This window comes from Stenotrophomonas sp. (assembly GCF_050737075.1).
Classification (GTDB): domain Bacteria; phylum Pseudomonadota; class Gammaproteobacteria; order Xanthomonadales; family Xanthomonadaceae; genus Stenotrophomonas.
In genome coordinates this window covers 1-26,204 of the sequence record NZ_JBOHXV010000070.1, presented here as the reverse complement: position 1 = coordinate 26,204, position 26,204 = coordinate 1, and the positions used below count along the sequence as shown (strand labels likewise).

Here is a 26,204-nt window from a genome sequence, read left to right as displayed (position 1 = left end):
GGCATGCATGCCCGCGACGCAGCGTTTCACCTCCCGATGGTCAGGATCGGCTTCAGGGTCACGCCACGGGTGCTGTCTTCGGCGGCCTGGTTGATCTGGTCGAGCGGGTAGAACTTCACCAGCCGGTCGAACGGGAAGCGGCCCTGCTGGTACAGCTGCACCAGCTGCGGAATGAACACCTTGGGCACGCTGTCGCCCTCGACGATGCCGCGGATGCTGCGCCCGCCCAGCAGCAGGTTGTTGACGTCGAATTCGGCCTTGGTGCCGAGCTTGGGTGCACCCACCACGCCGATCACCCCCAACCCGCCGAGCGACTCGATGCCCTGCGCCAACACCTCGGGGCGGCCGGTGGATTCGAGCGCGAAGTTGGTGCCGCCACCGGTGATCGCACGCACCGCCTCGACCACGTCCACCTCGCGGCTGTTGATCACGTGCGTCGCGCCGAGTTCGGTGGCCAGTTCAAGCCGCGAGGGCACCCCGTCGATGGCGATGATGGTGGTGGCCCCGGCCACGCGCGCGGCCATCACCGCACTCAGGCCCACCGCGCCCGCGCCGAAGCTGGCGAAGCTGCTGCCAGCGCCGACCTTGAGCGAATTGAGCACCGCGCCCGCGCCGGTCTGGATGCCGCAGCCCAGCGGGCCCAGCAGTTCGATCGGCGCATCCTCGGGCACCTTGATCGCGTTGTTCTCGCGGCTCAACGCGTAGGTGGCGAACGAGGACTGCGCGAAGAAGTGGTCGTGCAGCGGGTTGCCCTGCGGGTCCTGGATGGCGGTGCTGCCATCGAGCGCGCCGCCGCCGAAGTTCAGCCCGAAGAAGTCCCTGCAATAGGCGCCGTGCCCGCCGCTGCACGGGTTGCAGTGGCCGCAGGCGCCGTAGGTCAGCACCACGTGGTCGCCCACCTTGAGCTCCTTCACCGCCGGCCCGACCGCCTCGACGATGCCGGCGCCCTCATGGCCCAGCACCGCCGGCAGCGGTACCGGGTAGTACTGGTCGCGCACGATCAGGTCGGTATGGCAGAGGCCGGTCGCGATCACGCGCACCAGCACCTCGTCGTCCTGCGGGCCACGGATGCGTGCCGGTTCGATGGTGAACGGCTGTTCCTTTTCGCGCACCACGGCCACGGTGATATCGCGCAGTTCTGCTGTAGCTGTCATCTCGCTGTCCTTGTTCAGATCGGATAGGCGGGCGCTTCGCCCTTGACCGTCATCCACTGCCACTGGGTGAACTCATCGATGTTGGACGGCCCGCCGATGCTCGTGCCGTTGCCGGACGCACCGACGCCGCCGAACGGGTTGATCACCTCGTCGTTCACCGTCTGGTCGTTGATGTGCAGCAGGCCGGTACGCAGGCGTTCGCCCAGCTTCAGTGCGCGCCCGACGTTGCTCGACACGATCGCCATGGACAGGCCGTATTCGCTGTCGTTGGCCAGTTCCACCGCCTCGTCGTCGGTATCGAACGGCACCACCACCGCGACCGGCGCGAAGATCTCTTCGTTGAACGCCGGATTATCGCGGTCCACATCGCTGAGCACGGTGGGCTCGAAGAACAGGTCGCGGTAGCTGCCCCCGGCCGACAGCGTGGCGCCGGCGGCCTGTGCGTCTGCCACGATGCGCGCGGCGTGGTCGCGCTGCTGCGCATTGATCAGCGGGCCAATGGCCACGTCAGGATTGGTCGGGTCACCGACCTTCAACGCATTGGCCTTGGCGACCAGCTTCTCCAGGAAGCGCGCATGGATGCCACGCTGCACCAGCACCCGGCCGGTGGCCATGCAGATCTGGCCCTGGTGCAGGTAGACGCCCCACGCCGTGTTGGCGATGGCCAGATCGATATCCGCATCGTCGAGCACGATCAGCGAGTTCTTGCCGCCCAGCTCCAGCGAGACCTTCTTCAGGTGCCGGCCGGCGGCTTCGCCCACCTTGCGCCCGGCGGCAGTGGAGCCGGTGAACTGGATCATGGCGATGTTCGGGTCGCTGGTCAGGGCCGCGCCCGCGGCGCCGTCACCCGGCAGCACCTGCAGCACGCCGGCCGGCAGCCCGGCCAGCTCGAACAGCCGCGCGATCACGAAGCCACCGCACACGGCGGTGCGCGGGTCGGGCTTGAGCACCACCGCGTTGCCCAGTGCCAGCGCCGGCGCCACCGCGCGCATCGCCAGGTAAAGCGGGAAATTGAACGGCGCGATCACGCCGACCACGCCGAGCGGGCGGCGCCGTGCGAGGTTGAGCCGGCCCGGCTCGGAGGGCAGCACTTCACCGATGCTGCGCGACGGCAGCGCGGCGGCTTCATGCAGCGCCTTGGCGTTGACCTTGGCCTCGAAGCCGGCCTTGAGGCGGGTCGATCCACTTTCGCGGACCAGCCATTCGACGATCTCGTCATTGAACTGCTCGGCCAGCTGCGCGGCACGGCGCAGCACCTGTGCGCGCGTGTCGTACGGTGCCGTGGCCCACGCCTGCTGGGCCTGGGCGGCGGCCGCGGCGGCGGCGGCAATGCCGGCCGGGTCGGTCATCGCGATGCGCCCCAGGGTGTTGCCGGTGGCCGGCTCGGTGACATCCTGCGCGCTGGCGCCAGGCTGCCACGCACCGGTGAAGAGATGGCCCGACCACAGGTCGGCGGGCAGGAAATTCGGTGTTGCGGTCATTGCGGGCTCCTTTCCAGGTTCACCCCTGCATTGGATACCCGTCGGCGCCCGCTGGCTATCAGCCATCCGGTGAAACCCCGCATGTCGTTGACCGGCAACGCGTTTTCACCCGCGCCGGTGTCCAGTTACTGAACAGTGCGCGCACGGCCCCCGCCCGTACAATGGACAACCCAGCCCGCGATATCGCCCGCCATGAATGACACGCCCTTCCCCGCCGACAGCGCTCCGGACGGCAGCGACCCGATCGCCGAAACCCGCCGCTGGCTGGAGCAGATCGTGATCGGCCTGAACCTGTGCCCGTTCGCCAAGGCGGTGTACGTCAAGGACCAGGTGCGCTTCGTGCTCAGCGACGCCACCACGCCCGAGGCACTGGTGGAGCAGCTGGCCGAAGAGCTGCTGCTGCTGCGCGACGCGCCCGCCGAGCAGATCGACACCACGCTGATCGTGCACCCCGAGGTGCTCACCGATTTCCTGGACTACAACGATTTCCTCGACAACGCCGATGCGGCGATCGAGGCGCTGGACCTGCAGGGCATCCTGCAGGTGGCCAGCTTCCACCCGCAGTACCAGTTCGCCGGCGTCGCACCGGATGACGTGAGCAACTACACCAACCGTGCGCCCTACCCCACCCTGCACCTGCTGCGCGAAGACAGCGTGGAACGCGCGGTGGCCGCGTTCCCCGATCCGGACGTGATCGTCGAACGCAACATCGAAACCCTCGACAAGCTGGGCGTGGAAGGCTGGACGCGCCTGCTCGGCCGCAAGGACACCCCGAAGTGCCACTGACCCCGTCCATCGCCGACTGGCCGGCGCAGCCGCTGCGCGACCGCGTGGTAATCGTCACCGGTGGCGCGCAGGGCGTGGGCCGCGGGATCGCACAGGCGGTGCTGGGCGCCGGCGGCCGCGTGATGATCGCCGACCTCGACGCCGATGCCGGCCGCGCCTGCCTGAAGGAATGGGCATTGCCGGACCGCGCCGCCTTCCAGCGCGCGGACGTGGCCAGCGAACGCAGCGTGCAGGCGCTGATCAAGGCCACCCTCAAGCGCTTCGGTCGCATCGATGGGCTGGTCAACAACGCCGGCATCGCCAGCGCGCACGGCACCCCGCTGGCGGAGATGACGCTGGCCGAATGGCAGCGCCGCCTGTCCAGCCTGCACGGGGCGTTCCTGTGCAGCAAACACGCGCTGCCGGCGCTGCGCGCGCAGGCGGCCGACAAGGCCGGCGGTGCGATCCTCAACATCGCCTCCACCCGCGCCTGGCAGTCCGAGCCGGACAGCGAGGCCTATGCGGCGGCGAAGGGCGGCCTGGTGGCGTTCACCCATGCGTTGGCGATCAGCAGCGGGCCCGGCGTGCGGGTCAACAGCATCAGCCCCGGCTGGATCACCACCGACGCGTGGCAGGCCCCCGCGCGGCGGCGCAGCCCGAAGCTGTCGCGTCGCGATCACGCCCAGCATGCGGTGGGCCGGGTCGGTCAGCCGGAGGATATCGGCGCGCTGGCCGTGTTCCTGCTCTCGGACCTGTCCGGGTTCATCACCGGACAGGACCATGTGGTGGATGGCGGCATGACGCGGACGATGATTTACGCGGAATGATTCACCGCCGTGCCGACCAACGGTCGACACCTACCGGTGAAAACATCCGCCCGCCAAACCGATCACCTCATCCCGCCATGCCGTTGTGGCGCAACAACGCGTCCACGTTCGGTGCACGCCCACGGAATGCCGCGAAATTCTCCGCCGCACTCCGGCTGCCGCCGCGCGACAGCACCTCATCGCGGAAACGCCTGCCGGTCTCCGCCACCTGCTCCGGCGCTTCCTCGAACGCCGCATAGGCGTCGGCACTCAGCACTTCGGCCCACTTGTAGCTGTAGTACCCCGCCGCATAGCCGCCGGCGAAAATGTGGCTGAACTGGTGCGGGAAGCGGTTCCACTCTGGCGGGCGGTTGACCGCCACTTCATCGCGCACGCGTTCAAGCAACTGCAGCACGCTGTCCTGCACGGGATCGAAGCTGCTATGCAGCTGCATGTCGAACAGCGCGAATTCCAGCTGGCGCACGGTGAACATGCCGCTCTGGAAATTCCGCGCCGCGAGCATGCGGTCGAACAGCGCGCGCGGCAGCGGCTCGCCGCTGTTCACATGCGCGGTCATCGCCTGCACGCGGTCCCACTCCCAGCAGAAGTTCTCCATGAACTGGCTGGGCAGCTCCACCGCGTCCCATTCCACGCCGTTGATGCCGGCCACGCCGAGCTCGCCGATGCGGGTCAGCAGCTGGTGCAGGCCGTGTCCCATTTCGTGGAACAGCGTGGTCACTTCGTTGTGGCTGAAGGTCGAGGCCTTGCCGTCTGCCCCCTTGCCGAAGTTGCACACCAGGTACACCAGCGGGGTCTGCACGCCCTGCGCGGTCTCGCGGCGGTTGCGGCAATCGTCCATCCACGCACCGCCACGCTTGCCTTCGCGCGCGTACAGGTCGAGGTAGAACTGGCCGACCAGCGCGCCCTGCGCATCGACGAGGCGGAAGAAGCGCACATCCGGGTGCCACACCGGCGCCTGGTCGGGCTGCACCTGCAGGCCGTACAGGCCTTGGATCACGCTGAACAAACCCTCCAGCACCTTCGGCTCGGTGAAGTACTGCTTCACGTTCTGCTCGGAATAGCTGTAGCGCGCCTGCTTCAGTTTTTCGGACGCAAACGCCAGGTCCCACGCGTCCAGAGCAGGCAGGCCCAACTCGTCGCGCGCGAACGCGTCCAGTTCGGCACGGTCGCGCTGCGCGTACGGCTTGGCACGCGCGGCCAGGTCGCGCAGGAAGCCCAGCACCTGCGGCGCGTCCTCGGCCATCTTGGTGGCGATGGAATATTCGGCGTAGTTGGCAAAGCCCAGCAGCGCGGCCAGCTCGGCGCGCAGCGCCAGGATGCGGTCGATATGCGCGCTGTTGTCGAGCTTGGCCTCGCCGAATTCGGAGGCGCGCAGCGCGTTGGCGCGGTAAAGCGCTTCGCGCAGCGGGCGGTGTTCGGCGTAGGTCTGCACCGGCAGGTAGCACGGCATCTGCAGGGTCAGCTTCCACCCCGGCAGGCCGTCCTTTTCGGCGGCGGCGCGCGCGGCGGCCACCACATCGTCGGGCAGGCCGGCCAGCTCGCTGCGATCTTCGACGTGCAGCGACCACGCATCGGTGGCATCCAGCACGTTCTGCGAGAAGGTGGCCGACAGGGCCGAGAGTTCTTCGCGGATGGCGCTGTAACGCGCCTTGCCCGCGTCGTCCAGCTCGGCACCGCCAAGGCGGAAATCACGCAGCGCGTTGTCCAGTACCTTGCGACGGGCCGGATCGTACTGCGCCGCTTCGGGCGTGGCGGCCAGCGCGCGGTACTGCTCGAACAGCGCCAGGTTCTGGCCCAGCGCGCTGCCGAAGCGGGTCACCTTCGGCAGGTTGGCGTTGAAGGCCTCGCGCAGTGCCGGGGTGTTGACCACGCCCTGCAGATGGCCCACCTGGCCCCAGGCGCGCCACAGGCGTTCGGTGGCATCGTCCAGCGGCTCGACGAAGCTGGCCCAGCTGACCGGCTGCGCGGTTTCGGCGGCGGTCACCGCCGCCTCCGCCTGCGCCAGCAACGTGTCGATGGCCGGTCCGATGTGCTCGGGCTGGATCGCGTCGAAACGGGGCAGACCGGAAAAATCGAGCAGGGGATTGGCAGGGGTCACAGGGGTCTCCAGACAGCGGGGCCGATACGGCGGCATTGGCCACGATATGGCATCCGATCCGGCCCGGCACAAGCCCCGCCGGCCACAGGTTCGTGGCCGTTCACCTGCCTGCGCTGATCAGTACATCGTTTCCAGCGCGGCGCTGGGCAGTGCTGGCAGACCCTGCCCAGCCACGGCCGCGGCGATCACCGCGTCGGCCTGGTCCACGTCGATGCCCTGTCGCGGATACCACTCGGGGTTGTAGTAACTGTGCGCATAGCGCTCGCCACTGTCACACAGGATCGTCACGATCGAGCCGCTGCGGCCGGCCGCACGCATGCGCTCGGCGGCGTACAGCACGCCGATGAAATTGGTGCCGGTGGAGCCGCCCACGCGGCGGCCCAGCTGGCGGCTGACGTGGCGCATCGCCGCCAGGCTCAGCGCGTCGGGCACCTTCACCATGGCGTCCACGCTGGTCGGGATGAAGCTCGATTCCACCCGTGGCCGGCCGATGCCTTCCACCCGCGAACCGCCCGCGCAGGTCAATTCGCGCCAGGGTTCACCGGCCAGCGCCGCGCAATACCCGTCGTAGAACACCGACACTTCCGGGTCCGCGCACAGGATGCGGGTGTCGTGCCGGCGATAGCTGACGTAGCGGCCCAGCGTGGCGGCGGTGCCGCCGGTGCCGGGACTGCACACGATCCACTCGGGCACCGGGTGCGGCTCTTCGGCCATCTGCTTGAAGATGGACTCGGCGATGTTGTTGTTGGCGCGCCAGTCGGTGGCGCGCTCGGCGTAGGTGAACTGGTCCATGAAGTGGCCGCCGGTTTCCCGGGCCAGCTTCTCCGAATCGCAGTTGAGGTCGCAGGCGCGTTCGACCAGATGGCAACGGCCGCCATGGAACTCGATCGCCCCGATCTTCTCCGGCGAGGTGGTGGCCGGCATCACCGCGATGAACGGCAGCCCCAGCAGGCGTGCGAAATACGCCTCGGACACGGCGGTCGAGCCGCTGGAGGCCTCGATCACCGGGCGCCCCTCGCGCAGCCAGCCGTTGGTCAGCGCGTACAGGAACAGCGACCGCGCCAGGCGGTGCTTGAGGCTGCCGGTGGGATGGCTGGACTCGTCCTTGAAGTACAGCTCGATGCCCGGATGCCCCGGCAGATCCATCGGAATGAGGTGGGTATCGGCCGAACGATTGAAATCGGCTTCGATCTTGCGGATGGCGGCGGCCACCCATTCACGCTGCGACATGTCGACGACGAGCCAGGAAGATGCAGCATTCTACGTCCCCTTGCCGCCGCGCCGCTAAAATGAACGGCCAGCCGCGTTGCGCGGCCCCCCACAGGATCCCCCATGAGCCTTGCCTCCCTGCAGTCCCAGCCGGGCGTTGCCGCCCAGCCGCCCGCCGAAACCACTGGTTTCGTGTTCAACCACACCATGCTGCGGGTCAAGGATGCGACCGCCTCGCTGGACTTCTACACCCGCGTGCTCGGCTTCCGCCTGCTCGACCAGCGCGATTTCGCCGAGGCCCGGTTCAGCCTGTACTTCCTGGCCCTGCTGCCGGCCGGCACGGCGATCCCCGAAGGCGACGACGCGCGCCGGCTGTGGCTGGCCGGCCTTCCGGGTGTGCTGGAACTGACCCACAACCACGGCACCGAAGCCCAGGACGGCCCGGTCTACCACGACGGCAACCAGGACCCGCGCGGTTTCGGCCACATCTGCGTGTCGGTGCCGGACATCCAGGCCGCCTGCAAGCGTTTCGACGACTTGGAGGTGCAGTACCAGAAGCGCCTGGAAGACGGCCGCATGAAGCACCTGGCCTTCATCAAGGATCCGGACGGGTACTGGGTGGAAATCATCTCCAACACGCCCATTGCCTGATCTTTAACCGCCCGGTGGTATACCTGCGCTTTCCTCAAGCGCAGGAACCCGCATGGAAACCATGGAACTGCACCGCGGCCGCCTGATCGACCACCTGCAATTGGTGGTGCGCGACCTGGCCGCCAGCCGCCGCTTCTACCAGGCCGTGTTCGACACCCTCGGCATCCCGATCGCCGGTGAAGGCGATACGTACTTCTGGGCCGACGAGCTGTTCATCTCCACCGCCGACAGCGAGGCGGCCGCCGGTGAACTCACCGGCCGCCATCACCTGGCCTTCCAGGCCCGCGACCGCGCCGCCGTGGAGGCGTTCCACACCGCCGCCCTGGCTGCGGGCGGCAAGGACAACGGCGCGCCGGGCGAGCGCCCGTACCACCCCGGCTACTACGCTGCGTTCGCGATCGATCCGGACGGCAACAACATCGAGGTCGTGTACCACGGCCCGGCAACCTACAGCGCCGATTCGGTGAAGGTCACCTTCCAAAGCTGACAGACAACCCCGGGGGTAGAGCCACCCCGCGCCTCTTGACCATGGGGCGCCGTTGCAATGAACGCGTCGCCACGCGCCCGGGATTGTCCGCGCACACTGGGAGCATGATTCTGTAGGGTGGCTGCACCCAGGCATCCCTGAACTCTTCAGCCACCACGCTCCCCAGTCTCACAACCTGAGACGGCCCACCCCTACCGTTTCCGCATGGAGACGATACGCAAACTGGCGATCCTGGCCGATGCCGCCAAATACGATGCGTCCTGCGCCTCCAGTGGCGCAGGCAAGCGCGACTCGCGCGCCTCCGGTGGCATCGGCAGCACCGAGGGCGCCGGCATCTGCCACAGCTACACGCCCGACGGCCGCTGCGTGTCATTGCTGAAGATCCTGCTCACCAACTTCTGCATCTACGACTGCGCGTACTGCGTGAACCGGGTCTCCAGCAATGTGCCGCGCGCACGGTTCACGGTGGCCGAAGTGGTCGCGTTGACCATGGACTTCTACAAGCGCAACTACATCGAGGGCCTGTTCCTCTCCAGCGGCATCATCCGCAATGCCGACTACACCATGGAGCGGATGGTGGACGTGGCACGCCAGCTGCGCGAAGTGCACCGATTCGCCGGCTACATCCATCTCAAGACCATTCCCGAGGCGTCGCCGGAACTGCTGGCGGCGGCGGGTCGCTACGCCGACCGGCTGTCGATCAACATCGAGCTGCCCACCGAAGAAGGCCTGTCCAGCTTCGCACCGGAGAAGTCGATGCCGTCGATCCGCGGCGCGATGGGCGAACTGCGCTGGCGCATCGAGGAGGCCAAGGAGGCCAGGGCCGCCAGCGAGGCCAGGCCCGCCACGGCGGCGGCAACCACACCGGGCCTACCGGTCAAGCGTCCCGGTCGCGCCCGCGCGCCGCGCTTCGCGCCGGCCGGGCAAAGCACGCAGATGATCGTGGGCGCCGACGGTGCCAGCGACCAGCAGATCCTCGGTACGGCCGACACTCTGTACGGCAACTACCGCATGCGCCGGGTCTACTACTCCGCCTTCAGCCCGATTCCGGATGCCAGTCGCCTCCTACCGGTGCAGGCGCCGCCGCTGGCGCGCGAGCATCGGCTGTACCAGGCCGACTGGCTGCTGCGCTTCTATGGCTATGGCGTAGAGGAAATCACCGACACCACGCAGAACGGCATGCTCGACCTGGACATCGATCCGAAGCTGGCCTGGGCGATCCGCCATCCCGAGCGCTTCCCGGTGGACCTCAACGTGGCCTCGAAGGAAATGCTGCTGCGCGTGCCGGGGCTGGGCGTGCGCAACGTCAAGCGCGTGCTCCTGGCCCGCCGCCACGGGCGCCTGCGCGTGGCCGACGTGGCCCGCCTGCGCGCGCCGATGAGCAAGCTGCTGCCATTCGTGCAGCTGGCCGACCATCACCCGCGCCGCGCACTGGACGACCCAACCGCACTGCGTGCGCGGCTGGCACCCCCGCCGCGCCAGGCGTCGCTGTTTCCCGACGCCGCGGCATGAGCCGCTGGAGTGTGCGGGTCGATCCGTCGTGGTCGGTGCAGGCGTGGCGTGGGGCGGCACGGCTGGCGCTGCAGCATCGCGTCGCGCCGGACCAGCTCGACTGGCTGCAGGACGGCGACGGCTCGCTGCTGGATGCGCCGGCGCTGGGCAGCCTGCCCGCACCGGCAGGCGAAGACGCGGCCATTTCCGTGCCCGGCGCGTTCGTCGAGCTGGCCACCACCTGCCTGTGCCACCGCGATCCGCATCGGCACGCGCTGCTGTACCGCATGCTGTGGCGGATCGTCCACGGCGAGCGTGGCCTGCTGACCAACCCGGCCGACCCGGACGTGCTGCGCTCGATGGCGCTGGCGCAGGCGGTGCGCCGCGACAGCCACAAGATGAAGGCGTTCGTGCGCTTCCGCGAAGTACCGGGCGAAGCCGATGCCTTCATCGCCTGGTTCGAGCCCGACCACCACATCGTGGACCGGGTCGCCCCGTTCTTCGCGCGCCGCTTCGCCGGCATGCGCTGGGCGATCCTGACGCCCGCGCGCAGCGTGCAGTGGGATGGCCAGGCGCTGGCCTTCGGTCCCGGCGCCCGGCAGGAGGATGCGCCGCGCGACGATGCCCGCGAGGAACTGTGGCGCACCTACTACGCCAACATCTTCAACCCCGCGCGGCTCAACACGCGGATGATGCAGCAGGAGATGCCGGCGAAGTACTGGAAGCACCTGCCGGAGGCGAGCCTGTTGCCTACGCTGGTGCGCGATGCCGGTGACCGCGTGCAGGAAATGCACGACCGCGAGGCGCAGGCGCCGCAGCGGCGGATTCCAGAGCGTCACATCCCGTTGCGCGCGCCTGCCACGGCCAATGGCGATTCACTGGACGGACTACGCACCGCCGCCGCGGGCTGCCGCCGCTGCCCGCTCTGGGAGCCCGCCACCCAGACCGTGTTCGGCGAAGGCCCGCGCGATGCGCAGGTAATGCTGGTCGGCGAACAACCCGGTGATGCCGAGGACCTGAGCGGCCATCCGTTCGTGGGCCCGGCCGGGCAGCTCTTGAACCGCGCGTTGCAGGAACTGGGCATTGATCGCAGCACGCTGTACCTGACCAATGCGGTGAAGCACTTCCGCTACGAGCGGCGTGGCAAGCGGCGCATCCATTCCAAGCCGCAGGTCACCGACATCAACGCCTGCCTTCCGTGGCTGATGGCCGAGATTGAACAGGTCCGCCCGAAGGTGATCGTCTGCCTGGGCGCCAGCGCGGCACGCGCCGTATTCGGCAGCGGCTTCACCCTGTCCCGCGATCGCGGCCAGTGGCACACGCTGGAGGATGGAACGCGCGGCTTTGCGACGGTGCATCCTTCCTGGGTCCTTCGACAGCCTGCAGGTCCTGCGCAGGAAGAGGCGTATCAAGTACTGCTGCGTGACTTGGCAACGCTTGCAGACAACTCCAGCACTGCGGTCTCGACAGGCTGCACACGGTAGCTATCAGGCATCGGCCGCTGCCGTTTGCGACAACGCTTTTGGCGCGTCCCTGCAACTTCATCCGCCTGGCTGAACGTGTAGATTCAAGCGCAATTTTGCGCTTTTCATGCCACAGCGAGCAGCGAATCCAAGCGCGTCTCACGCAGGATCCCCCTGAGCCTCGACATGGACAGCAGTATGCTTTCCCCATGGCCATCCAAAAGCCCATTCCGCCGAAGTCTGCCGCCAGCAAGCCGGACGGTCGACGAACGATGTCACCGATGACTCCAGCGCAGATGTTTGGTGAGAATTACGAGCAACAGATTCGCCGGATATACGACATGACGCCCGAGCAGGCGGAGGCGATCATACGCAAGTCTGGAATATTGACCGCCTCTGGAAGGCTCAAACGCGGCTACAGATGAACGATGGACATCTACAGATCGGCTATCACGGCTGCGACGTCACCGTAAGGGACGGACTGATTTCCGGACGACTGAAGCCGATGCCCAGCGATAACCAGTATGACTGGCTCGGACCGGGTTTCTATCTGTTCGAAGGTGACGCAGAACGGGCGATGACGTTCGCCGAAACCGCCGCCAGCGAACCCCTCCGCAGGCTGACAGCATGTCCAATTGCGACACCAGCCGTCGTCGGCTGCATCTTCAGCGTGCAACGATGTCTGGACATGACCACCAAGGCCGGTCGGCTGGAGTTCGAGAACGCCCACCTTCTTCTTCAAGCAGGATTTCTTCGGAGTGGGTTGCGAATGCCGCTGAACGTTCCGGTGAGTTCTCTAGATGAGGAGATCCTCCTGCGCGGACTGGATCGAGCGGTATTCCACTTCATCCATGCAAGCCGCCGCAACGCAGATGGCATCGAACACTTTCAAGCCGTCCGGGGGGCATTCCGGCAAGGTCCAGAGATTGCCCCCAACTCCGGGTTTCACAGAGACAGCCACGTACAGATCGCCCTGAGAGACATCAGCTGCGTCAAAGGCTGGTTTCTACCTCCTGAGACCGAACAGTTGTCCCAAGCAGATCTGATCCTTGCTCAAGACGCACTGTGTGCGATACGCCAGGCCAATCCAAAACCACGCCGGCGGTTGGAAACGGAGTAAGCATCCGGCCCGCCCCGCCGGCTTGGGGCTCAGTGCGCCGCCATGTAGATGTCCTGCAGCACCGCCTTCTCCAGCTCCAGTTCGCTGAGCAGGCTCTTGACCATGTCGCCCAGGCTGAGGATGCCCACCAGCCGGTTGCCTTCGGTCACCATGAGGTGGCGGTGGCGCGAGTAGGTCATCAGCGCCATGGCCTGCTTCAGGGTGGCGTCCGGCGAGATGCCTTCCAGGCCGGCCGACGGAAGCGTGGCGATGACCCGCCTGCCCGCCTGCGGACCGTCATCGGCGAGGCTGCGCACGATGTCCTTTTCCGAGATGATCCTTACCGGCACATCATCCTTCATCACCACCAGCGCGGCGATCTTGTGCGCGCTCATCTTGTGCGCCGCAGCGCCGATGGTGTCATCCACGTCGATGGTGACGATGGCTTCTTTCTTGGATTGCAGCAGTTCGCGGACGTTCATTCTTGTTTCCTGTTACAGGCTACTGAATTCGAGAGGTAACGCGCCTGGGACCGGTTGTCGCACCCACCGGCCCGCACCCCGAGAATGGCACCGTGACTAAAACCGTCGCTGAATGTCGCCGCCGCGCACTACTAAAGTTTTCCGACCGCCCGAAACAGCAAAGCGACGGCCCCGCCCGTGTGCCCTGTCTGGCAGGCCGTTCGGGTCAGTAGACGTCGCGGCGGTAGCGGCCTTCGCCCAGCAGGGCGTCCACCCGGTCCTCGCCGAGGATCCGGCGCAAGGCCAGGTCCACGCCCTCGGCCATGCCGTGCAGCGATCCGCACACGTACACGCTGCCGCCCATCGCCACCCAGTCCTGCACGGCTGCCTCAGCCGCCAGCAGGCGGTGCTGCACGTAGCCGCCGCCGTCGGCATCGCGGGAGAACGCCAGGTCCACCCGCCGCAGATGGCCATCGTGCTGCCAGGCCTCGATCTCGTCGCGGTAACCGTGATCGTGGGCGGCGGTGCGCTCGCCGAATACCAGCCAATGGCCATGGTCGCCCTGGAGGGCGGCTTCGCGCAGCAGGCTGCGCAGGCCGGCGATCCCCGTTCCGTTGCCGATCAGCAGCATCGGCGCGTGTTCGGGGAAGCGGTGGAAGCCGCTGTTGCGGCGCACCCGCGCCTGCACGGGCGTGCCCTGCGGCGCATGCACGCACAACCAGCCCGAGCCCAGCCCATGGCGGCCATCCGGCTGCCGGGTGAGGCGCACCACCAACTGCAGATGGTCGTCCTGCGCGGCCGACGCAATGGAGTACTCACGATGGGGCAACATCGTCAAGGTGCTCAGCCACGCGCCGGCGTCGGTCACCGGGGCGGCATGGTCCGGCGCGGGCAGCACCCGCTGCGCGGCGGCATCGCGCAGGGCCAACGCCTCACCATCGATCTCTACCAGCGCGTCCGGCGCCAGGCCCAGGGCTTCAAGCACGGTTACCACGTAGGCGTCGGCGTGGCGCGGCGCCACCTCCAGAATGTCGCCGGCCTGCCAGGTCGTATGCGCCGGCGCGGCCAGGCTGATCTCCCAGACCGGCCCGGCGGCGCTGCCCAGGTTGAGCAGGCGCCGCCCGTGCAGTGGCCACGCCTGCAGGGGCGCTTGGACGGGCAATGGCGAAACGTCTTCATTGCCGCTGATCGCGCCCAGCTGCTGCTGCCACTGCGCCAACGCGACCGCGTCGTCGCGGTCGACCTCAACGGTGGGGAACAAACGCTGCGCGCCCTGCTCGCCCAGCCAGCGGTCGAGCGCACGCGAGAAGCCGCAGAAGCGCGCGTAGCCGGTGTCGCCCAGGCCCAGCAGGCCGTAGCGCAGGTTCGGCAGCGGCAGCGGACGGGTGAGCAGCCGGCGCTCGAACACGCGGGCCGCATCGGGCGCCTCGCCGTCGCCGAAGGTGCTGGCAACGAACAGTGCCTGGCCGGTCTGCTGAAGCGTGGCGGCATCCAGCTGGCCCAGCGGGCGCACCACCACGGTCGCGCCGGCGGCCTGCAGCTGCGCTGCCGCGCGCCATGCCAGCTGTTCAGCAACGCCACTCTGGCTGGCGAACGCCACCAGCCAGGGGGTTCCGTTCCCGGCCAGCGTCGGGGCCGGCAGCCGCGCGGCACGCACCTCACGTTTGCGGCGCCGGCGGTCCAGGTACAGCATCCAGCCGGTGACGAAGAACACCAGCATGCACAGGCTGGAGACCATCACGATCACCCGCCCCGGCAGTCCGAAGAAGCTGCCCGAGTGCAGCGCGAACATGCTCACCACTACTTTGCCGCCGACGTCCTTGCCGGCGTAGGGCTCGTACTGCAGCCGTGCGCCGCTGACCGGATCGAGCTGGACGATATCCTGCGCGCGGTCATGCTCGGCATCGCTGCCGCGTACGCGTGCGGTCAGCGGCTTGCCGGGTTTGGCCGGGAAGCGCAGGTCGATGGAGCCGCGCCGCACGCCGTCCAGCGCGTACAGGGTGGCCTGCACCTTTTCCAGGTCGAGCGGCCCGGCGGCGGCCTTTGCGTCAGCCGGCTCGCTGCGCTCGCCTACCAGGACGGCAGTGACGCCATCGCGGTACCAGCCAAACGACCACCACAGGCCGGTCAACGCGATCATCAGGTACACCGGCAACACCCAGGTGCCCACCACCGAGTGCAGGCTCCACAGGAAGCTGCGGCCGCTTCGCGTCCATTCCACCGCCAGCCAGGTGCGCCAGTGCCACCAGCGGCGCGGCCAGCGCATATACAGCCCGGACAGGCAGAAGAACACCAGCGCGATCGCGCAGCTGCCGGTCACCAGCCGCCCGCGATCGCCGCTGACCAGACGCCGGTGCAGGTCTTCCACGAAGGCGAAGAAACCGGCGCCGCGCAGCGCGGTGAACTGCTGGCCGCTGTACGGATCGAAATAGCGCCAGTGCTGCTGGCCGCCTTCAAAGCGTGCCATCGACAGCCGCTGGCCGGTGGCGTCCAGCTGCAGGCGCTGCAGCGGGCGGGTCTGGCCCTGCTGCAGCATCGGCAGCAGCGTGCTCAACGGCAGCGGCTGTGCGCCGGCCTCATGCTGGCGCGCCACCTGCGCGGCGTCCGGATTAAGCGCGCGCATGATCTCGTCTTCGAACGACATCGTGGCGCCGGTCAGCCCCATCAGGGCCAACACCGTACCGGCGGTGATGCCCAGCAGCCAATGCAGCTGGAACAGAGCGGATTTCAACATGACAGTGGCTTCCGGTAGCGGCGGCTGAGGTAGCTGGACACTGGGGCGTCTCAATCCAGGGCGCTGTGCGCCGACAGAGACACGCAGGGGGACGTCCGTTGCCCCTGTATCGCCCAGAGCACCGCGGCATCGAACAGCGCGCGGCCGTTCTCCGTCATGTGGCTGAAGGTGGCGTTGTCCATGCCGATGAACACCCGGCGCGCGGGTGCGAGGAACTCATGGTCCATCGTGGCGCCAAGCTCGTAGGCAAACAGCATGGATTTGTCCGCCTCGCCCGGCCAGACCATGATGATGTCCGCACCGAGACCGGGCTTGCCCCAGCCGGCCGGCTGGCGCGCCTCGGTCCACGTGGTCAAGCCGGCGGGAATGCCTGCCGACAGCGGGTGCGGCGCACGCACCATCCACGCGTAGTGCCCCGTCTCCAGCTCACCGAAATCCGTATCGCGCTGCAACCCCGTATAGCGCAGGTCGTCGAGCAGGTCGTTTTCCCAGGTCAGCAACGGCACCTGCATGTTGCGCAGGGTACGCACGAAGCTGCGCTCGGCGGTGAACTGGTTGGAGCGTACCGTCGAGGACAGCAGCACCAGGTCGTACCGGCAGACGTCAGGATTCTCGCCGATGCCCTCGCTGGTGGTGACCCGGTAGCCCGCCGTGCGCAGGTGATCGACGATCTCCTGGTCGGCCGAGCCCTTCGGGGGCGACTGGCGCATCACCATCAGCACCTCGCCTTTGGTCGCCGCCTGCGCGCTGCCAGTGGCGAAGAGCAGCGCGCCCAGCACGAACGCCGCCGCACCCGGCAAGCCGCCACGGCGGCTCATCGGAAGCTCCCGCTGTAGGACACCACGAAGGAGCGACCCGCCGCCGGTGCGATCTGCACCAGCGAGGTGGCCGATTCGATGTAGTAGTCGTTGGTGAGGTTCTTGAGGGTCAGCGTGACCCGGTTGCGCGGATTGAAGCGGTACCAGACGCTGGCGTCATAGCGGGTGTACCCGCCGATGTTGAGCGTGTTGTTGAGGTCGCCCCAACGGTCGCTGGCGAGAAAGACGCCGGCACCGGCGCCAAAGCCCCGCATCGCGCCCGCGTTCGGCTCCCAGCTCGCCCACAGGCTGCCGCTGCGCTTGGGCACGTTCATGAGCTCGTTGCCGACCGGGAACTCGCTGGAGGCCACCAGCTCGCTGCGCGTCCACGCCAGGTTGCCGATGATCTTCCACGCGTCGCTCAATTGACCGGCAACATCCAGCTCCAGGCCGCGCACGCGCTGCTCGCCGGCATCGAGGTTGTAGCCGGGGTTGGCGGCGTCCTGCTGGGCGACATGCGCACGGGTCAGCTGGAAGGCGGCGCTGGTCAGCGACAGGCGGCCGCCGAGCAGGTCCGCCTTGACGCCCACTTCGTACTGCTCGCCGGTCTCGGCCGGAATCGGCGCGCCGGTCAGGGTCGGCTCGGGCTTGGCCTGGAAGGACTGGGTGTAATCGGCGAACAGCGAGACGTTCTCCACCGGCTTCCACACGATGCCGGCGCGCGGCGACCAGGCCTTCTCGTCGGAGAGGTAGGAGGTCAGCCCGGCATCGGTCTGCTTGGCATGGTCGAAGCGCACGCCGAGGAGCACGTTGAACTTTTCACCGATGTCGAGCTGGTCCTGCACGTACATCGCACGCGTTTCGGCATTCACCTCGCGGTCGGGCCGTGCCGTGAAGCCGGTCGGCAACGCGCCGTACACCGGGTTGTCGATGTCGATGGCGGCCAGCGGCGAATTGCCGAAGGTGCGGAAGCGGTACGAATCGGTGTACTGCAGGCCCAGCACGGCGGTGTGGTCGATGCTGCCGGTACGGAAGCGGCCCACCATGTCGAACTGGAAATCGTAGTTGTGGTTCTCTTCGTCCTGCTCGACCGCCGTACGGGTCACCGTGCGCTTGCCGGTGGCCGCGTTGATGCGCACGGCGTTGTAATTGACACCCACCAGGTCGAGCTGGCCTTCGTCGTAGTGCCCCATGTGGCGCACGGTCAGCCAGTCGTTGACGTCGTGCTCCACGCGGTAGTTGAACTCGCTGCGCGTGGAATGGAAGGTGGCGAAGTCCTCCCCGAGGAAGCGGTCGCGCGGCAGGTCGACGGTGTAGCCGGTGCCGTCGGCCTTCGGCACGGACACGATGCCACGGTCCACCGGGCTGTCCTGGCGCTGCCAGGTCACGCTGGCCAGCGCGCGCGTGCGCTCGTCCGGTTCCCAGGCGACCGAGCCGGAGAAGAACTGGCGCTCGAAGGGATTGGGCTGGTTGCGGAAGCCATCGCTGGTCTGCGCCGCGCCGATGATCCGGTAGGCCAGCGTGTTCGCCGCATTGAGCGGGCCGGTGACATCCACCTCGCCGCGATAGAAGGCATCGCTGCCCGCCTGCACGGTGTAGTTCGCCTCCGGCGTGAACTGCGGCTTCTTGGTGACCAGATTGATCAGGCCACCGGGGTCGCCGCGCCCGTACAGCACCGACGCCGGACCCTTCAGCACCTCGACCCGCTCGATGTTGGCCAGATCTCGGAAGCTGTCGTTGGTCTCGATCGCCGGACTCAGCATGACGCTGTCCACCGCGTAGTACGACGAGCGGAAACCGCGGATGGTGAAGCTTTCCGAACGGTTGCCCGCCGTCGTGCCGGGCTGGATGCCGCTCACGTTCATCACCACGCTGGTGAGGTCATTGAGCTGCTGGTCGTCGATGACCGCACGCGGCACGATCTGGATCGACTGGGCCACGTCACGCACGTCCGCACCGGTGCGGGTGGCGGTGGAGGTGCGCTTGGCGTCGTAGCCGTCGATGCGTTCGGCCAGCACGCGGATTTCCGAGAGCGTCACCGTGTCCCGTGCATCCGATTCGGCACCGCCTACGGTGTCTGCGGCGGCGGCAAGGATCGGCGACGTGGCCAGCGCACAGGCGATGGCCACGGCAAGGCCAACCCGGGTTCGGGTTGCAAGCGGAGTATTCATGGTGGTGGGGGTAAGACGTGGGGACGCATACTTTATATGCGAATGCCTCGCATTACCATCATTACCTTGCCTCAGAACCGCCAGTCGATCCCCACGCGGAACGCGCGCGGCGACCCCGGGGTGATGTTGTTGTTGCTGTGCGCGCTCGCGAAGTACGCGCGATCGAACAGATTCTCGATGTTCAACTGGATCCTGAGCGTATCGCTCACGGTGTAGAACGCCGCCGCGTCCACACGCATCAGGCTGGGCAGTACGACCGCGTTGTCGGACGCCACGTACACGCTGTCGCGGTAGATTGTGCCCAGGCCAACGCCCCAGCGCTCGCTGAGGTCGTAGCGGTTCCACAGCGAGAACGCGTGCTTCGGCACCTGCCCCAGTTCGTTGCCATTCTGCGCACCGGGCTGCTGGACCTCACTGTCCTGGTACGCATAGCCGGCCATGATCTGCCACGCATCGGTGACATTGCCGGCCAGCCCCAGTTCCACCCCGCGCACCCGCTGACCGTCGACCAGCAGTGACTGTGCGGGATTGTTCGGGTCGGTGATGGCGACGTTGGTGCGGTCAAGCTGGTAGATCGCCGAACTGAGCGACAGGCGGCTGTTGATGTCCCACTTGTAGCCCACCTCGATGTTGGTGAACTTTTCCGGATCGAGGGTGCGGTTGGAGGGCGTGAGCGAGGCGAGCTGCTCGCCCGCACGCGGCACGTACGACAGCGAGTAGCTGGCATACAGGGACATGTCGTCCTGCGGCTTGTAGATCAGGCCCGCGCGCGGCGAGAACAGGCCATCGCTGCTGCTGATGGCCTGGCCGTTGCGGTGGTTGCGAAGGCTGGCATCAAAATAGTCATAGCGCACACCTGCCAGGATCTGCCACTGCGGGCTCAGGATGATCTGGTCCTGCACATACAGCGCGGCATTGCGTGCCACGCTGGTGTTGTCGGCATCGCTCGCGCTCTGCCGGAACACGACGGGCCGGGTGTAGTGCGGATTGTCCAGGGTCACATAGTCCGAGGTGGCCGTGGCGCCCACGCTGGGGAAATAGCCGGTCTCGCGGAAGTTGTCGGTCTCCTGCCGGCCCAGCTCGAGCCCCGCGAGCAGCACGTGGCGGACCGCACCGGTCTCGAACTCCGTCGTCAGATCGGTCTGGTTGAGGAGATTCCTGCGGTGGGTCAGGTTGTTGTAGGCACTGATGGCGACGCGACCATTGGCCGCGGTGTACGCCCCGGGGAAGACGTTCTGGTAGAACTTGTCGTAGTCCGCCAGGCGGGTCTGGTTGACCAGCTTCACCGTGTCGGAGAACTGATGGGTCACCGATGCGGAGACCGCATCGATGCGTGCCCATGCCGGGCTCTGTTCGGCCGAGCCGAAGAAGGTGGACGGGTCCACCGACACCGCGCGCCCGCTGATCGGGAGCTGCGAGGGAATGCCGCGGTCGACGACGCGGTCATCTTCGAAATGTTCATAGCCGACGGCCACCGTGGTGGCGTCGCCGGGTCGGAAGGTCAACGTGGGGTTGATGGCCCAGCGCTCGATGTTGACGTCGTCGCGATAGCTGTCCGAGTTCTCGTAGAGACCCGTCACGCGGAAGGCGCCGGTATCGCTCCACGCTTGGCCAACGTCGGCCACCAGGCGCCGGTTGTTCCACGAGCCCAGCGTAAGGCTCACATTGCGTGGGTTGGTCCAGTCGGCCTGCTTCGTGACCCGGTTGATCAGGCCGCCGGAGGTGCCGCGACCGAAGATCATGCCCGCCGGGCCCTTCAACACTTCGACGCGCTCGACGTTGTACAGATCGCGGTAGTACTGGACGTCGTCGCGCATGCCGTTGATGAAGAAGTCGGCCGTGCTGCTGTTGCCGCGCAGGATCGGCGCGTCGCGGTGACCCTCGCCCTGCGCCATCTGCACGCCGGGCACATAACGCACGACATCCCCCATGTTCTGCATGGCTTGGTCACGGATCAGGCCCTCGGTCACTACCGTCACCGACTGTGGCACGTCGCGCAGCAGGGTGTCAGTCTTGGTTGCCGCGCGCACCCGCGCTGCCTGATAGTTGTCGCGGTCTTCGGTCACCTCGATGCGGTCGAGCGTGGTGGCACCGGCCTGTTGCGCCGACGCCGCAGACGCATGCAGGGCCAAGGCGAAGGGAACGCCGTATGTGGGGGGACTTGAGGATTGAGAATAGCGGGAAAGAGCGGAACAAAGCGGGAAAAAACGGGACGAAGCCTCGCCGCTACTGGCTTTCAGTCCGATACGTCGGCTGAGGATCGTCGTGCCGCTAGGTTTGCAAAATGAGGGGCTTTTGTTCCCTTTGGACACTAGAAATGCGAAACGGCCGATCTGGTGATCGGCCGTTCGATGGGCATTTGAAGAAACTCTAGCGCGCCGGGAAATCATCGGCCAAATCGCAGCCAGTCATGGCGATGTCTACCAAGCGCAGAAGAGCCGCAGCAAGGGCCTCGAGCTGGCAAGCCTCCATGTGCCGAAGCGTGGGGGCTTGGGCCTGATGCAGCGCCTGATCAACCACCGATCGCCACCCGTATCTCATTGATATACGGGTTATTTCGCCTATGGCACGCTTCCGAACCAACTGATCGTCTGCCGCACAAATTATCTCGGCGCGGTTGAACTCGACCGTGCCGTTGGCCCAGATCGCCTCCGACATCAATCGCGTCAACCTAGCGACCAGTACCCGCTGCCCTGCCTTTTCCATCAACCGCACCTCCTTGAGCCAAACCCACTGCGCGCCGAGCGAACGGGATCACCTCAGCTTCAGGCAACCCGCTCCCCAGCAGTTCGTACACCAGCATCACGGCTTCAGCGTGCTTGGCGACCGGGAGATACGCATCCCTGGTCGCCAAAGCGTCGTCAACTGCCTGCAATGCAAGTATCAAGCGGTCCTGATTCAAGTCCTGCGACTGAGATGGCGGATTACGACATGCACCGTCGTCTTTGACCTCAATTCCAGTTGCGAGCCACTCCATGCTCGCGCCTGCCGCCAAGCAAAGCCTGGCCATTGCCTCGAAGGGGGCGGCGTTTTGCTCTCGAATGTAGCGCTGTAGTTGGGGCGCCGAGACTCCGATCACATTTGAGACAAATTCTCGCGTGCCAATTCGCTTAGACAGATCGGATATGCGCGTTCCGATTCCAGGCGCTGGAATCGGAACTGCCGACGACGCGCCTTCGCCGGTTCCGATTCCGGCGTAAGCAGCTGTATTTGATGACTTATCTGTAGGCATTTCGCGAATCCGCACGGCAAAGAGAATCGGAACTGATCGATACGATCAAATTTGGTTGACAACACGATCACATATGATCACTATCTGCTTCGTAGACATTGCCGAAGAGATAGGTTCAACGTGTCAGCAATCACCACACCGGAAAAAGCCAGTCCCGCTAAGGACTGGCATCCCGCCGATGTCGTAGCTGCATTGCACCGCAAGGGGTTCTCCCTGCGGCAGCTCGCGCTACTCAATGGCTATACCAATGGAAACAGCCTGAACTCAGCGCTGCGCCGCCCATACCCGCTGGCCGAAGCCCTCATTGCAGAGGTCCTGGGCCAAGACCCACAAGCGATCTGGCCGACCCGTTACGGCAACGACGGCAGGCCGAACCGTGGACAAAGCGGCGCCAAGCCCAAGCTGCCTTCCAAGGCTAAGCCTAGCAGGCTACGCCCCAGCCGCAATCCGCAGATGCAGGTCGGCTGATGAACCTGCCCGCTATCTACCCCTCGGGTAGTCGCCGCCTTAGGCGACGTGCCCATTCCCAAACTGGAGTTTCAAGGATGATTCGCCACCGCCACTCGGATGACCTCACCGGGGATCTGTTCGCATTCCCGCGTGCTGCAGCACAGATCGATGGAACCATGGATTTTCGCCAGCCCGTGAGCGTGATGGTCGGGCAGATGCTGGAAAGTGCGCACGCAGCCGGTTTGGACCGGTTTGAGGTCGCCTCTCGCGCCAGCAGGCTTACTGGTCGGGATGTATCCAAGGCCATGCTCGATGGTTACACCGCGCCAAGCCGTGGCGGCTTCAACCTGCCGTTGTGGCTGGCTCCAGTACTGGAAGTGGTGTGCAGCGGCACACGGCTTGGGCAATGGCATGGCGAAGTAGTCGGAGGCCAACTGCTGCTGGGGGCGGCAACGCTCGATGCGGAGCTGGGTCGCCTGGAGCGCGAACGCCTGCAGGTCGCGGCGCGCATCAAGGCGCTCAAGGATCTGAGCCGGAGGGTTCGCTGATGGAGCCGTGGACCCCCGCCGAGGACCGTTGGCACAGCGCAAATGAGTTGGCAGGCCTGCCAGGCCTGCCGCGCACCCAGCGCGGTGTCCGAATCATGGCTGATCGTGACGGATGGGCGAGCCGCCCCAAACAACAGGGCAAGGGCCGACTGTACCCGTATGCCAGCCTGCCAACTCAAGCCCAGGCGGCGCTGCAGCTGCGCCTGCACGGCGAGCGCGAAATCACGCCGGCCGCTCGCATGATGACGCCGTCTGCGGCCCATGTTCGCTCCGCGTGGCAGCGTTACGAGGCTGTGCCCCAGCACCTGAAAGATGAGGCACGGCGACGCCTGCGTGCAGTGCAGGCCGTGGAAGGACTGGTGGCTGATGGTCGCCCGTTGATGGAGGCGCGCACTTTGGTCGCGGCCCAGCTGCAGCGCGAGAACATTCGAGGTGCAAGCATTGCCAGTCTCGGGCGCTGGGCCGCCTTGGTGTCGAAGGTGGACAAGCACCACCGGCTCGCGTTGCTGGTGCCGGCCTATGCCGGGCGCACGGCCAAGGCGGAAATCCCGTCCGAAGCCTGGGACATGTTCAAAGCTGACTACCTCCGCGTAGAAGCACCCACGGCAAGCAGCTGCTACGACCGTGTCAAGCGCATTGCCACCATCAAGGAATGGCCGGCATTGCCGTGCTTGAAGACCTTTCAGCGACGGATTGAAGCCGAGCTGCCCCGTGCGGTGCTGATCCTCGCCCGCCAGGGGCAGGAGAAGTTCGATCAAACCTTCCCGGCCCAGGAGCGTGACCGCTCCGTCTTCCACGCTCTGGAGGCAGTCAATAGCGACGGCCACAAGTTCGACGTGTTCGCCAAGTGGCCAGATGGCAAGGTTGCGAGGCCGATCATGGTCGGCGTCCAGGACCTCTACAGCGGGAAGCTGCTGGGCTACCGGATCGCGGAAACCGAGTCTGCGGACCTGGCTCGCTTTGCCTTCCGTGACGTCATGGAGCGCTACGGCATCCCAGCCAAGGTCTGGCTGGACAACGGTCGTGGCTTTGCATCCAAGATGCTTACCGGTGGCACCGCGAACCGCTTCCGGTTCAAAGTTCGGGACGATGACCCCACGGGCGTTCTGACCGCGATGGGTTGCGAAATTCACTGGGCCACGCCGTACCACGGCCAGGCCAAGCCAATCGAGCGTGCCTGGCGAGACCTCTGTGATCGCATCGCAAAGCACCCGGCGTTCGCTGGCGCCTATACGGGCAACAAGCCGGATGCCAAGCCGGAGAACTACGGCAGCAAGGCCATCCCGCTGGATGAGTTCGCGCAGGTGGTTAACGAAGAAATCGCGGCCCACAACGCCCGTGAGGGTCGCCGTACGCGCACGGCCGCAGGCCGCAGCTTCGATGCGGCCTTCCAGGAGAGTTACGCGAGGTCGCCGATTCGCAAGGCCACGCCCGAACAACTGCGCGAGCTGCTGCTCTCCACGGACGTGGTTACCGGTGATCGCCGCGACGGGTCTGTCCGCCTCTCGGGCAACCGTTACTGGAGCGAGGCGATCGCGCCCTACGCGGGTCAGAAGCTGATGCTCCGCTTCGACCCGGAGCAGCTCCACCAGGCGGTACAGGCATACACCCTGGCCAACGTCTATATCGGCCAGGCCGAGTGCATCGCGGCCGTTGGTTTCGCTGATACGGGCGCTGCACGTGAACACACTCGCGCCAAGAAGCAGTACCGGAAGGCAAACCGGCAGCAGCTGGCGGCAGAGCGCCGGATGGACGCATCAAAGGTCGCTGCTCAGCTGCCATCCCCGATGCCCGAGGAACTGCCGCCGGCCGGCGTAATCGCACCGATGTTCGGCCGCCGCAAGGCACCAGCACGAGCACCAGTCGAACAGGAATATCGCCGCACCGGTACCGACGACAACGAGAGCGCCTTTATCTCCCTGATGAATAACATGGCCAGCCGCAGCAATGAAGCCTCTCTCTGGAAGGCTCCGGAGGATGAAGCGTGATGCAAGACACTCAACTGCGCGAGCTGCTGTTGTCCACGGAAGTCGTTACGGTCGACCGCCGAGACGGGTCTGTGCGCCTATCGGGTAACCGTTACTGGAGTGAGGCAATCGCGCCCTACGCCGGCCAAAAGCTGATGCTCCGCTTCGACCCGGAGCAGCTCCACCAAGCGGTACAGGCATACACCCTGGCGAACGTCTACATCGGCCAGGCCGAGTGCATCGCTGCAGTAGGGTTCGCCGATACGGGCGCAGCCCGTGAACACGCTCGCGCCAAGAAGCAATACCGGACGGTGACAGGGAAGGCGCCGGAGGATGAATCGTGATGCAGCCCATCGATGTGCAAACAGGATTCATGAAGCGCCGGGTCTACCTGGAGCGCTTGGCCAAGGAGGGCTCACACCCAGCTCGGTATCGATCCCAAGCCCGCATCCAGTCTGGGATCGATACGCGGGTAAGCCCTCGCGGCACAGCACCAGGTGCGGGATTGGATAGGCGGAAAAAACGTCTCGCCCAATTCAAACGCAAGCCACTTACCCCGCAGCAACCCTACATTCCCAAGGAAATTCGTACGATGAATGTCACCGCCCTGCCGACCGCCCAGCCCGAAGAGATCACACCGGAGCAGCTGTCCGATCTGCGTGATCGCATCCGCGCAGTCGCAGAGGACGATAAGAGCTACTCCCAGGCACGCATTGCCCGTGAGGCCGACCTCAGCACCGCGACCGTGTCTCAGTTCCTCGGAGGTAGCTACAACGGCAACCTGCAGAACGTCGGCCGCAAGCTGACGAACTGGATCAAAGCGCTGGAAGAACGCAACAGCACCGGCAAGCTCCCGGAAGGCCCGGAATGGGTGAAGACCCAGACCGGCGAGAAGATCATCGCCGGCCTGCAATATGCCCAAATGGCTGCGGACATTGTCCTGATCTGCGGCGGCGCGGGTGTTGGCAAGACCAAGGCAATCGAGCGCTACCGCAAGTCGAACCCGAACGTCTGGCACGTCGAGCTGACGCCGGCCACGGGCAGCGTGCTGACCTGCCTGCAGGAAATCGCACTGTCCATGGGCCTGCGCGACCTCACCAACTCCAGTGCCTACCTGCA

The 26,204-nt window shown here is 66.3% G+C and carries 24 protein-coding genes; 13 read left to right on the top strand and 11 right to left on the bottom strand.

The genetic code is table 11. From position 1 onward, the window contains the following. Positions 1–26: 26 nt before the first annotated feature. Positions 27–1,154: an NAD(P)-dependent alcohol dehydrogenase gene (locus tag ACREPD_RS15820; protein ID WP_431600217.1), complete on the bottom strand. Its 1,128-nt coding sequence runs from the start codon at positions 1,152–1,154 to the stop codon at positions 27–29. Positions 1,155–1,168: 14 nt separating this feature from the next. Next, entirely contained in the window at positions 1,169–2,635 is a 1,467-nt protein-coding gene (locus tag ACREPD_RS15815) for a benzaldehyde dehydrogenase (RefSeq protein WP_431600216.1), read from the bottom strand. Positions 2,636–2,827: 192 nt separating this feature from the next. Between ACREPD_RS15815 and ACREPD_RS15810 the strand changes: the two genes are divergently transcribed. Both ACREPD_RS15810 and ACREPD_RS15805 read left to right on the top strand, forming a co-directional pair. Beyond that, the gene (locus ACREPD_RS15810; RefSeq protein ID WP_431600215.1) at positions 2,828–3,421 is read left to right on the top strand and encodes a DUF1415 domain-containing protein; all 594 of its coding nucleotides are present in this window, start codon (positions 2,828–2,830) and stop codon (positions 3,419–3,421) included. Beyond that, positions 3,412–4,227: an SDR family oxidoreductase gene (locus ACREPD_RS15805; RefSeq protein ID WP_431600214.1), complete on the top strand. Its 816-nt coding sequence runs from the start codon at positions 3,412–3,414 to the stop codon at positions 4,225–4,227. Before ACREPD_RS15810 ends, ACREPD_RS15805 begins: the two co-directional genes overlap by 10 nt. Before the next feature lie 67 nt (positions 4,228–4,294). Here the strand turns inward: ACREPD_RS15805 and ACREPD_RS15800 are convergent, their stop codons facing one another. Together ACREPD_RS15800 and ACREPD_RS15795 are read right to left on the bottom strand one after the other, a co-directional pair. Continuing rightward, positions 4,295–6,361 carry a M3 family metallopeptidase gene (locus ACREPD_RS15800; RefSeq protein WP_431600213.1) on the bottom strand — a complete coding sequence of 689 codons (2,067 nt, stop codon included), beginning with the start codon at positions 6,359–6,361 and terminating at the stop codon, positions 4,295–4,297. 81 nt (positions 6,362–6,442) lie between these two features. Next, positions 6,443–7,555: a PLP-dependent cysteine synthase family protein gene (locus ACREPD_RS15795; RefSeq protein ID WP_431600212.1), complete on the bottom strand. Its 1,113-nt coding sequence runs from the start codon at positions 7,553–7,555 to the stop codon at positions 6,443–6,445. A gap of 102 nt (positions 7,556–7,657) precedes the next feature. On the opposite strand from ACREPD_RS15795, the gene gloA reads away from it, so the two are divergent. The 6 genes from gloA (at position 7,658) to ACREPD_RS15765 (ending at position 12,746) form a co-directional block, all read left to right on the top strand. Beyond that, positions 7,658–8,185 (top strand): lactoylglutathione lyase, encoded by a 528-nt coding sequence (gene gloA / locus ACREPD_RS15790; protein WP_431600211.1) that lies wholly within the window; start codon positions 7,658–7,660, stop codon positions 8,183–8,185. 52 nt (positions 8,186–8,237) lie between these two features. Then, positions 8,238–8,672 (top strand): VOC family protein, encoded by a 435-nt coding sequence (locus tag ACREPD_RS15785; RefSeq protein ID WP_431600210.1) that lies wholly within the window; start codon positions 8,238–8,240, stop codon positions 8,670–8,672. 204 nt (positions 8,673–8,876) lie between these two features. Next, positions 8,877–10,184: a putative DNA modification/repair radical SAM protein gene (locus ACREPD_RS15780; RefSeq protein ID WP_431600209.1), complete on the top strand. Its 1,308-nt coding sequence runs from the start codon at positions 8,877–8,879 to the stop codon at positions 10,182–10,184. Next, positions 10,181–11,647, top strand: coding sequence for a UdgX family uracil-DNA binding protein (locus ACREPD_RS15775; protein WP_431600208.1), 1,467 nt, complete (start codon positions 10,181–10,183; stop codon positions 11,645–11,647). Before ACREPD_RS15780 ends, ACREPD_RS15775 begins: the two co-directional genes overlap by 4 nt. 188 nt (positions 11,648–11,835) lie before the next feature. Further along, entirely contained in the window at positions 11,836–12,051 is a 216-nt protein-coding gene (locus tag ACREPD_RS15770; protein WP_431600207.1) for a hypothetical protein, read from the top strand. Then, positions 12,048–12,746 (top strand): hypothetical protein, encoded by a 699-nt coding sequence (locus tag ACREPD_RS15765; protein ID WP_431600206.1) that lies wholly within the window; start codon positions 12,048–12,050, stop codon positions 12,744–12,746. Before ACREPD_RS15770 ends, ACREPD_RS15765 begins: the two co-directional genes overlap by 4 nt. Before the next feature lie 29 nt (positions 12,747–12,775). Here ACREPD_RS15765 and ACREPD_RS15760 read toward each other — a convergent pair whose 3' ends face one another. The 7 genes from ACREPD_RS15760 to ACREPD_RS15730 form a co-directional block, all read right to left on the bottom strand. After that, positions 12,776–13,207: a CBS domain-containing protein gene (locus ACREPD_RS15760; protein WP_431600205.1), complete on the bottom strand. Its 432-nt coding sequence runs from the start codon at positions 13,205–13,207 to the stop codon at positions 12,776–12,778. 205 nt (positions 13,208–13,412) lie between these two features. Beyond that, positions 13,413–15,920 (bottom strand): PepSY domain-containing protein, encoded by a 2,508-nt coding sequence (locus tag ACREPD_RS15755; RefSeq protein WP_431600204.1) that lies wholly within the window; start codon positions 15,918–15,920, stop codon positions 13,413–13,415. A 50-nt stretch (positions 15,921–15,970) separates the two neighbouring features. Then, entirely contained in the window at positions 15,971–16,738 is a 768-nt protein-coding gene (locus ACREPD_RS15750; protein WP_431600203.1) for a hypothetical protein, read from the bottom strand. Then, positions 16,735–18,846 carry a TonB-dependent siderophore receptor gene (locus tag ACREPD_RS15745; protein WP_431600202.1) on the bottom strand — a complete coding sequence of 704 codons (2,112 nt, stop codon included), beginning with the start codon at positions 18,844–18,846 and terminating at the stop codon, positions 16,735–16,737. Before ACREPD_RS15745 ends, ACREPD_RS15750 begins: the two co-directional genes overlap by 4 nt. 113 nt (positions 18,847–18,959) lie before the next feature. Then, the gene (locus ACREPD_RS15740; RefSeq protein ID WP_431600201.1) at positions 18,960–21,020 is read right to left on the bottom strand and encodes a TonB-dependent receptor; all 2,061 of its coding nucleotides are present in this window, start codon (positions 21,018–21,020) and stop codon (positions 18,960–18,962) included. Positions 21,021–21,258: 238 nt separating this feature from the next. Next, on the bottom strand, positions 21,259–21,546 hold the full coding sequence (locus ACREPD_RS15735) for a hypothetical protein (protein WP_431600200.1): 288 nt from the start codon (positions 21,544–21,546) through the stop codon (positions 21,259–21,261). Between the two features lie 13 nt (positions 21,547–21,559). Then, positions 21,560–22,120: a hypothetical protein gene (locus tag ACREPD_RS15730; protein ID WP_431600199.1), complete on the bottom strand. Its 561-nt coding sequence runs from the start codon at positions 22,118–22,120 to the stop codon at positions 21,560–21,562. A 120-nt stretch (positions 22,121–22,240) separates the two neighbouring features. Here ACREPD_RS15730 and ACREPD_RS15725 point away from each other — a divergent pair, with 120 nt between their 5' ends. From ACREPD_RS15725 to ACREPD_RS15705, 5 genes are all read left to right on the top strand, one after another. After that, positions 22,241–22,588 (top strand): helix-turn-helix domain-containing protein, encoded by a 348-nt coding sequence (locus ACREPD_RS15725; protein ID WP_431600198.1) that lies wholly within the window; start codon positions 22,241–22,243, stop codon positions 22,586–22,588. A gap of 77 nt (positions 22,589–22,665) precedes the next feature. Continuing rightward, positions 22,666–23,118 carry a hypothetical protein gene (locus ACREPD_RS15720; RefSeq protein WP_431600197.1) on the top strand — a complete coding sequence of 151 codons (453 nt, stop codon included), beginning with the start codon at positions 22,666–22,668 and terminating at the stop codon, positions 23,116–23,118. Then, the gene (locus ACREPD_RS15715) at positions 23,118–25,106 is read left to right on the top strand and encodes a transposase domain-containing protein (protein WP_431600196.1); all 1,989 of its coding nucleotides are present in this window, start codon (positions 23,118–23,120) and stop codon (positions 25,104–25,106) included. Before ACREPD_RS15720 ends, ACREPD_RS15715 begins: the two co-directional genes overlap by 1 nt. Then, positions 25,106–25,429, top strand: a complete 324-nt coding sequence (locus ACREPD_RS15710; RefSeq protein ID WP_431600195.1) for a Mu transposase C-terminal domain-containing protein — start codon at positions 25,106–25,108, stop codon at positions 25,427–25,429. Before ACREPD_RS15715 ends, ACREPD_RS15710 begins: the two co-directional genes overlap by 1 nt. Then, on the top strand, positions 25,426–26,204 hold a 779-nt coding region (locus ACREPD_RS15705), incomplete at its 3' end, for a hypothetical protein (RefSeq protein ID WP_431600194.1). The genes ACREPD_RS15710 and ACREPD_RS15705, both read left to right, overlap by 4 nt.

Bases quoted from the DNA above. Each gene is read 5' to 3' on its own strand.
- ACREPD_RS15820 (WP_431600217.1), bottom strand. From the start codon at position 1,154: ATGACAGCTACAGCAGAACTGCGCGATATCACCGTGGCCGTGGTGCGC.
- ACREPD_RS15815 (WP_431600216.1), bottom strand. From the start codon at position 2,635: ATGACCGCAACACCGAATTTCCTGCCCGCCGACCTGTGGTCGGGCCAT.
- ACREPD_RS15810 (WP_431600215.1), top strand. From the start codon at position 2,828: ATGAATGACACGCCCTTCCCCGCCGACAGCGCTCCGGACGGCAGCGAC.
- ACREPD_RS15800 (WP_431600213.1), bottom strand. From the start codon at position 6,361: ATGCCGCCGTATCGGCCCCGCTGTCTGGAGACCCCTGTGACCCCTGCC.
- ACREPD_RS15795 (WP_431600212.1), bottom strand. From the start codon at position 7,555: ATGTCGCAGCGTGAATGGGTGGCCGCCGCCATCCGCAAGATCGAAGCC.
- gloA (WP_431600211.1), top strand. From the start codon at position 7,658: ATGAGCCTTGCCTCCCTGCAGTCCCAGCCGGGCGTTGCCGCCCAGCCG.
- ACREPD_RS15785 (WP_431600210.1), top strand. From the start codon at position 8,238: ATGGAAACCATGGAACTGCACCGCGGCCGCCTGATCGACCACCTGCAA.
- ACREPD_RS15780 (WP_431600209.1), top strand. From the start codon at position 8,877: ATGGAGACGATACGCAAACTGGCGATCCTGGCCGATGCCGCCAAATAC.
- ACREPD_RS15775 (WP_431600208.1), top strand. From the start codon at position 10,181: ATGAGCCGCTGGAGTGTGCGGGTCGATCCGTCGTGGTCGGTGCAGGCG.
- ACREPD_RS15770 (WP_431600207.1), top strand. From the start codon at position 11,836: ATGGCCATCCAAAAGCCCATTCCGCCGAAGTCTGCCGCCAGCAAGCCG.
- ACREPD_RS15765 (WP_431600206.1), top strand. From the start codon at position 12,048: ATGAACGATGGACATCTACAGATCGGCTATCACGGCTGCGACGTCACC.
- ACREPD_RS15760 (WP_431600205.1), bottom strand. From the start codon at position 13,207: ATGAACGTCCGCGAACTGCTGCAATCCAAGAAAGAAGCCATCGTCACC.
- ACREPD_RS15755 (WP_431600204.1), bottom strand. From the start codon at position 15,920: ATGTTGAAATCCGCTCTGTTCCAGCTGCATTGGCTGCTGGGCATCACC.
- ACREPD_RS15750 (WP_431600203.1), bottom strand. From the start codon at position 16,738: ATGAGCCGCCGTGGCGGCTTGCCGGGTGCGGCGGCGTTCGTGCTGGGC.
- ACREPD_RS15735 (WP_431600200.1), bottom strand. From the start codon at position 21,546: ATGTCGGAGGCGATCTGGGCCAACGGCACGGTCGAGTTCAACCGCGCC.
- ACREPD_RS15730 (WP_431600199.1), bottom strand. From the start codon at position 22,120: ATGCCTACAGATAAGTCATCAAATACAGCTGCTTACGCCGGAATCGGA.
- ACREPD_RS15720 (WP_431600197.1), top strand. From the start codon at position 22,666: ATGATTCGCCACCGCCACTCGGATGACCTCACCGGGGATCTGTTCGCA.
- ACREPD_RS15715 (WP_431600196.1), top strand. From the start codon at position 23,118: ATGGAGCCGTGGACCCCCGCCGAGGACCGTTGGCACAGCGCAAATGAG.
- ACREPD_RS15710 (WP_431600195.1), top strand. From the start codon at position 25,106: ATGCAAGACACTCAACTGCGCGAGCTGCTGTTGTCCACGGAAGTCGTT.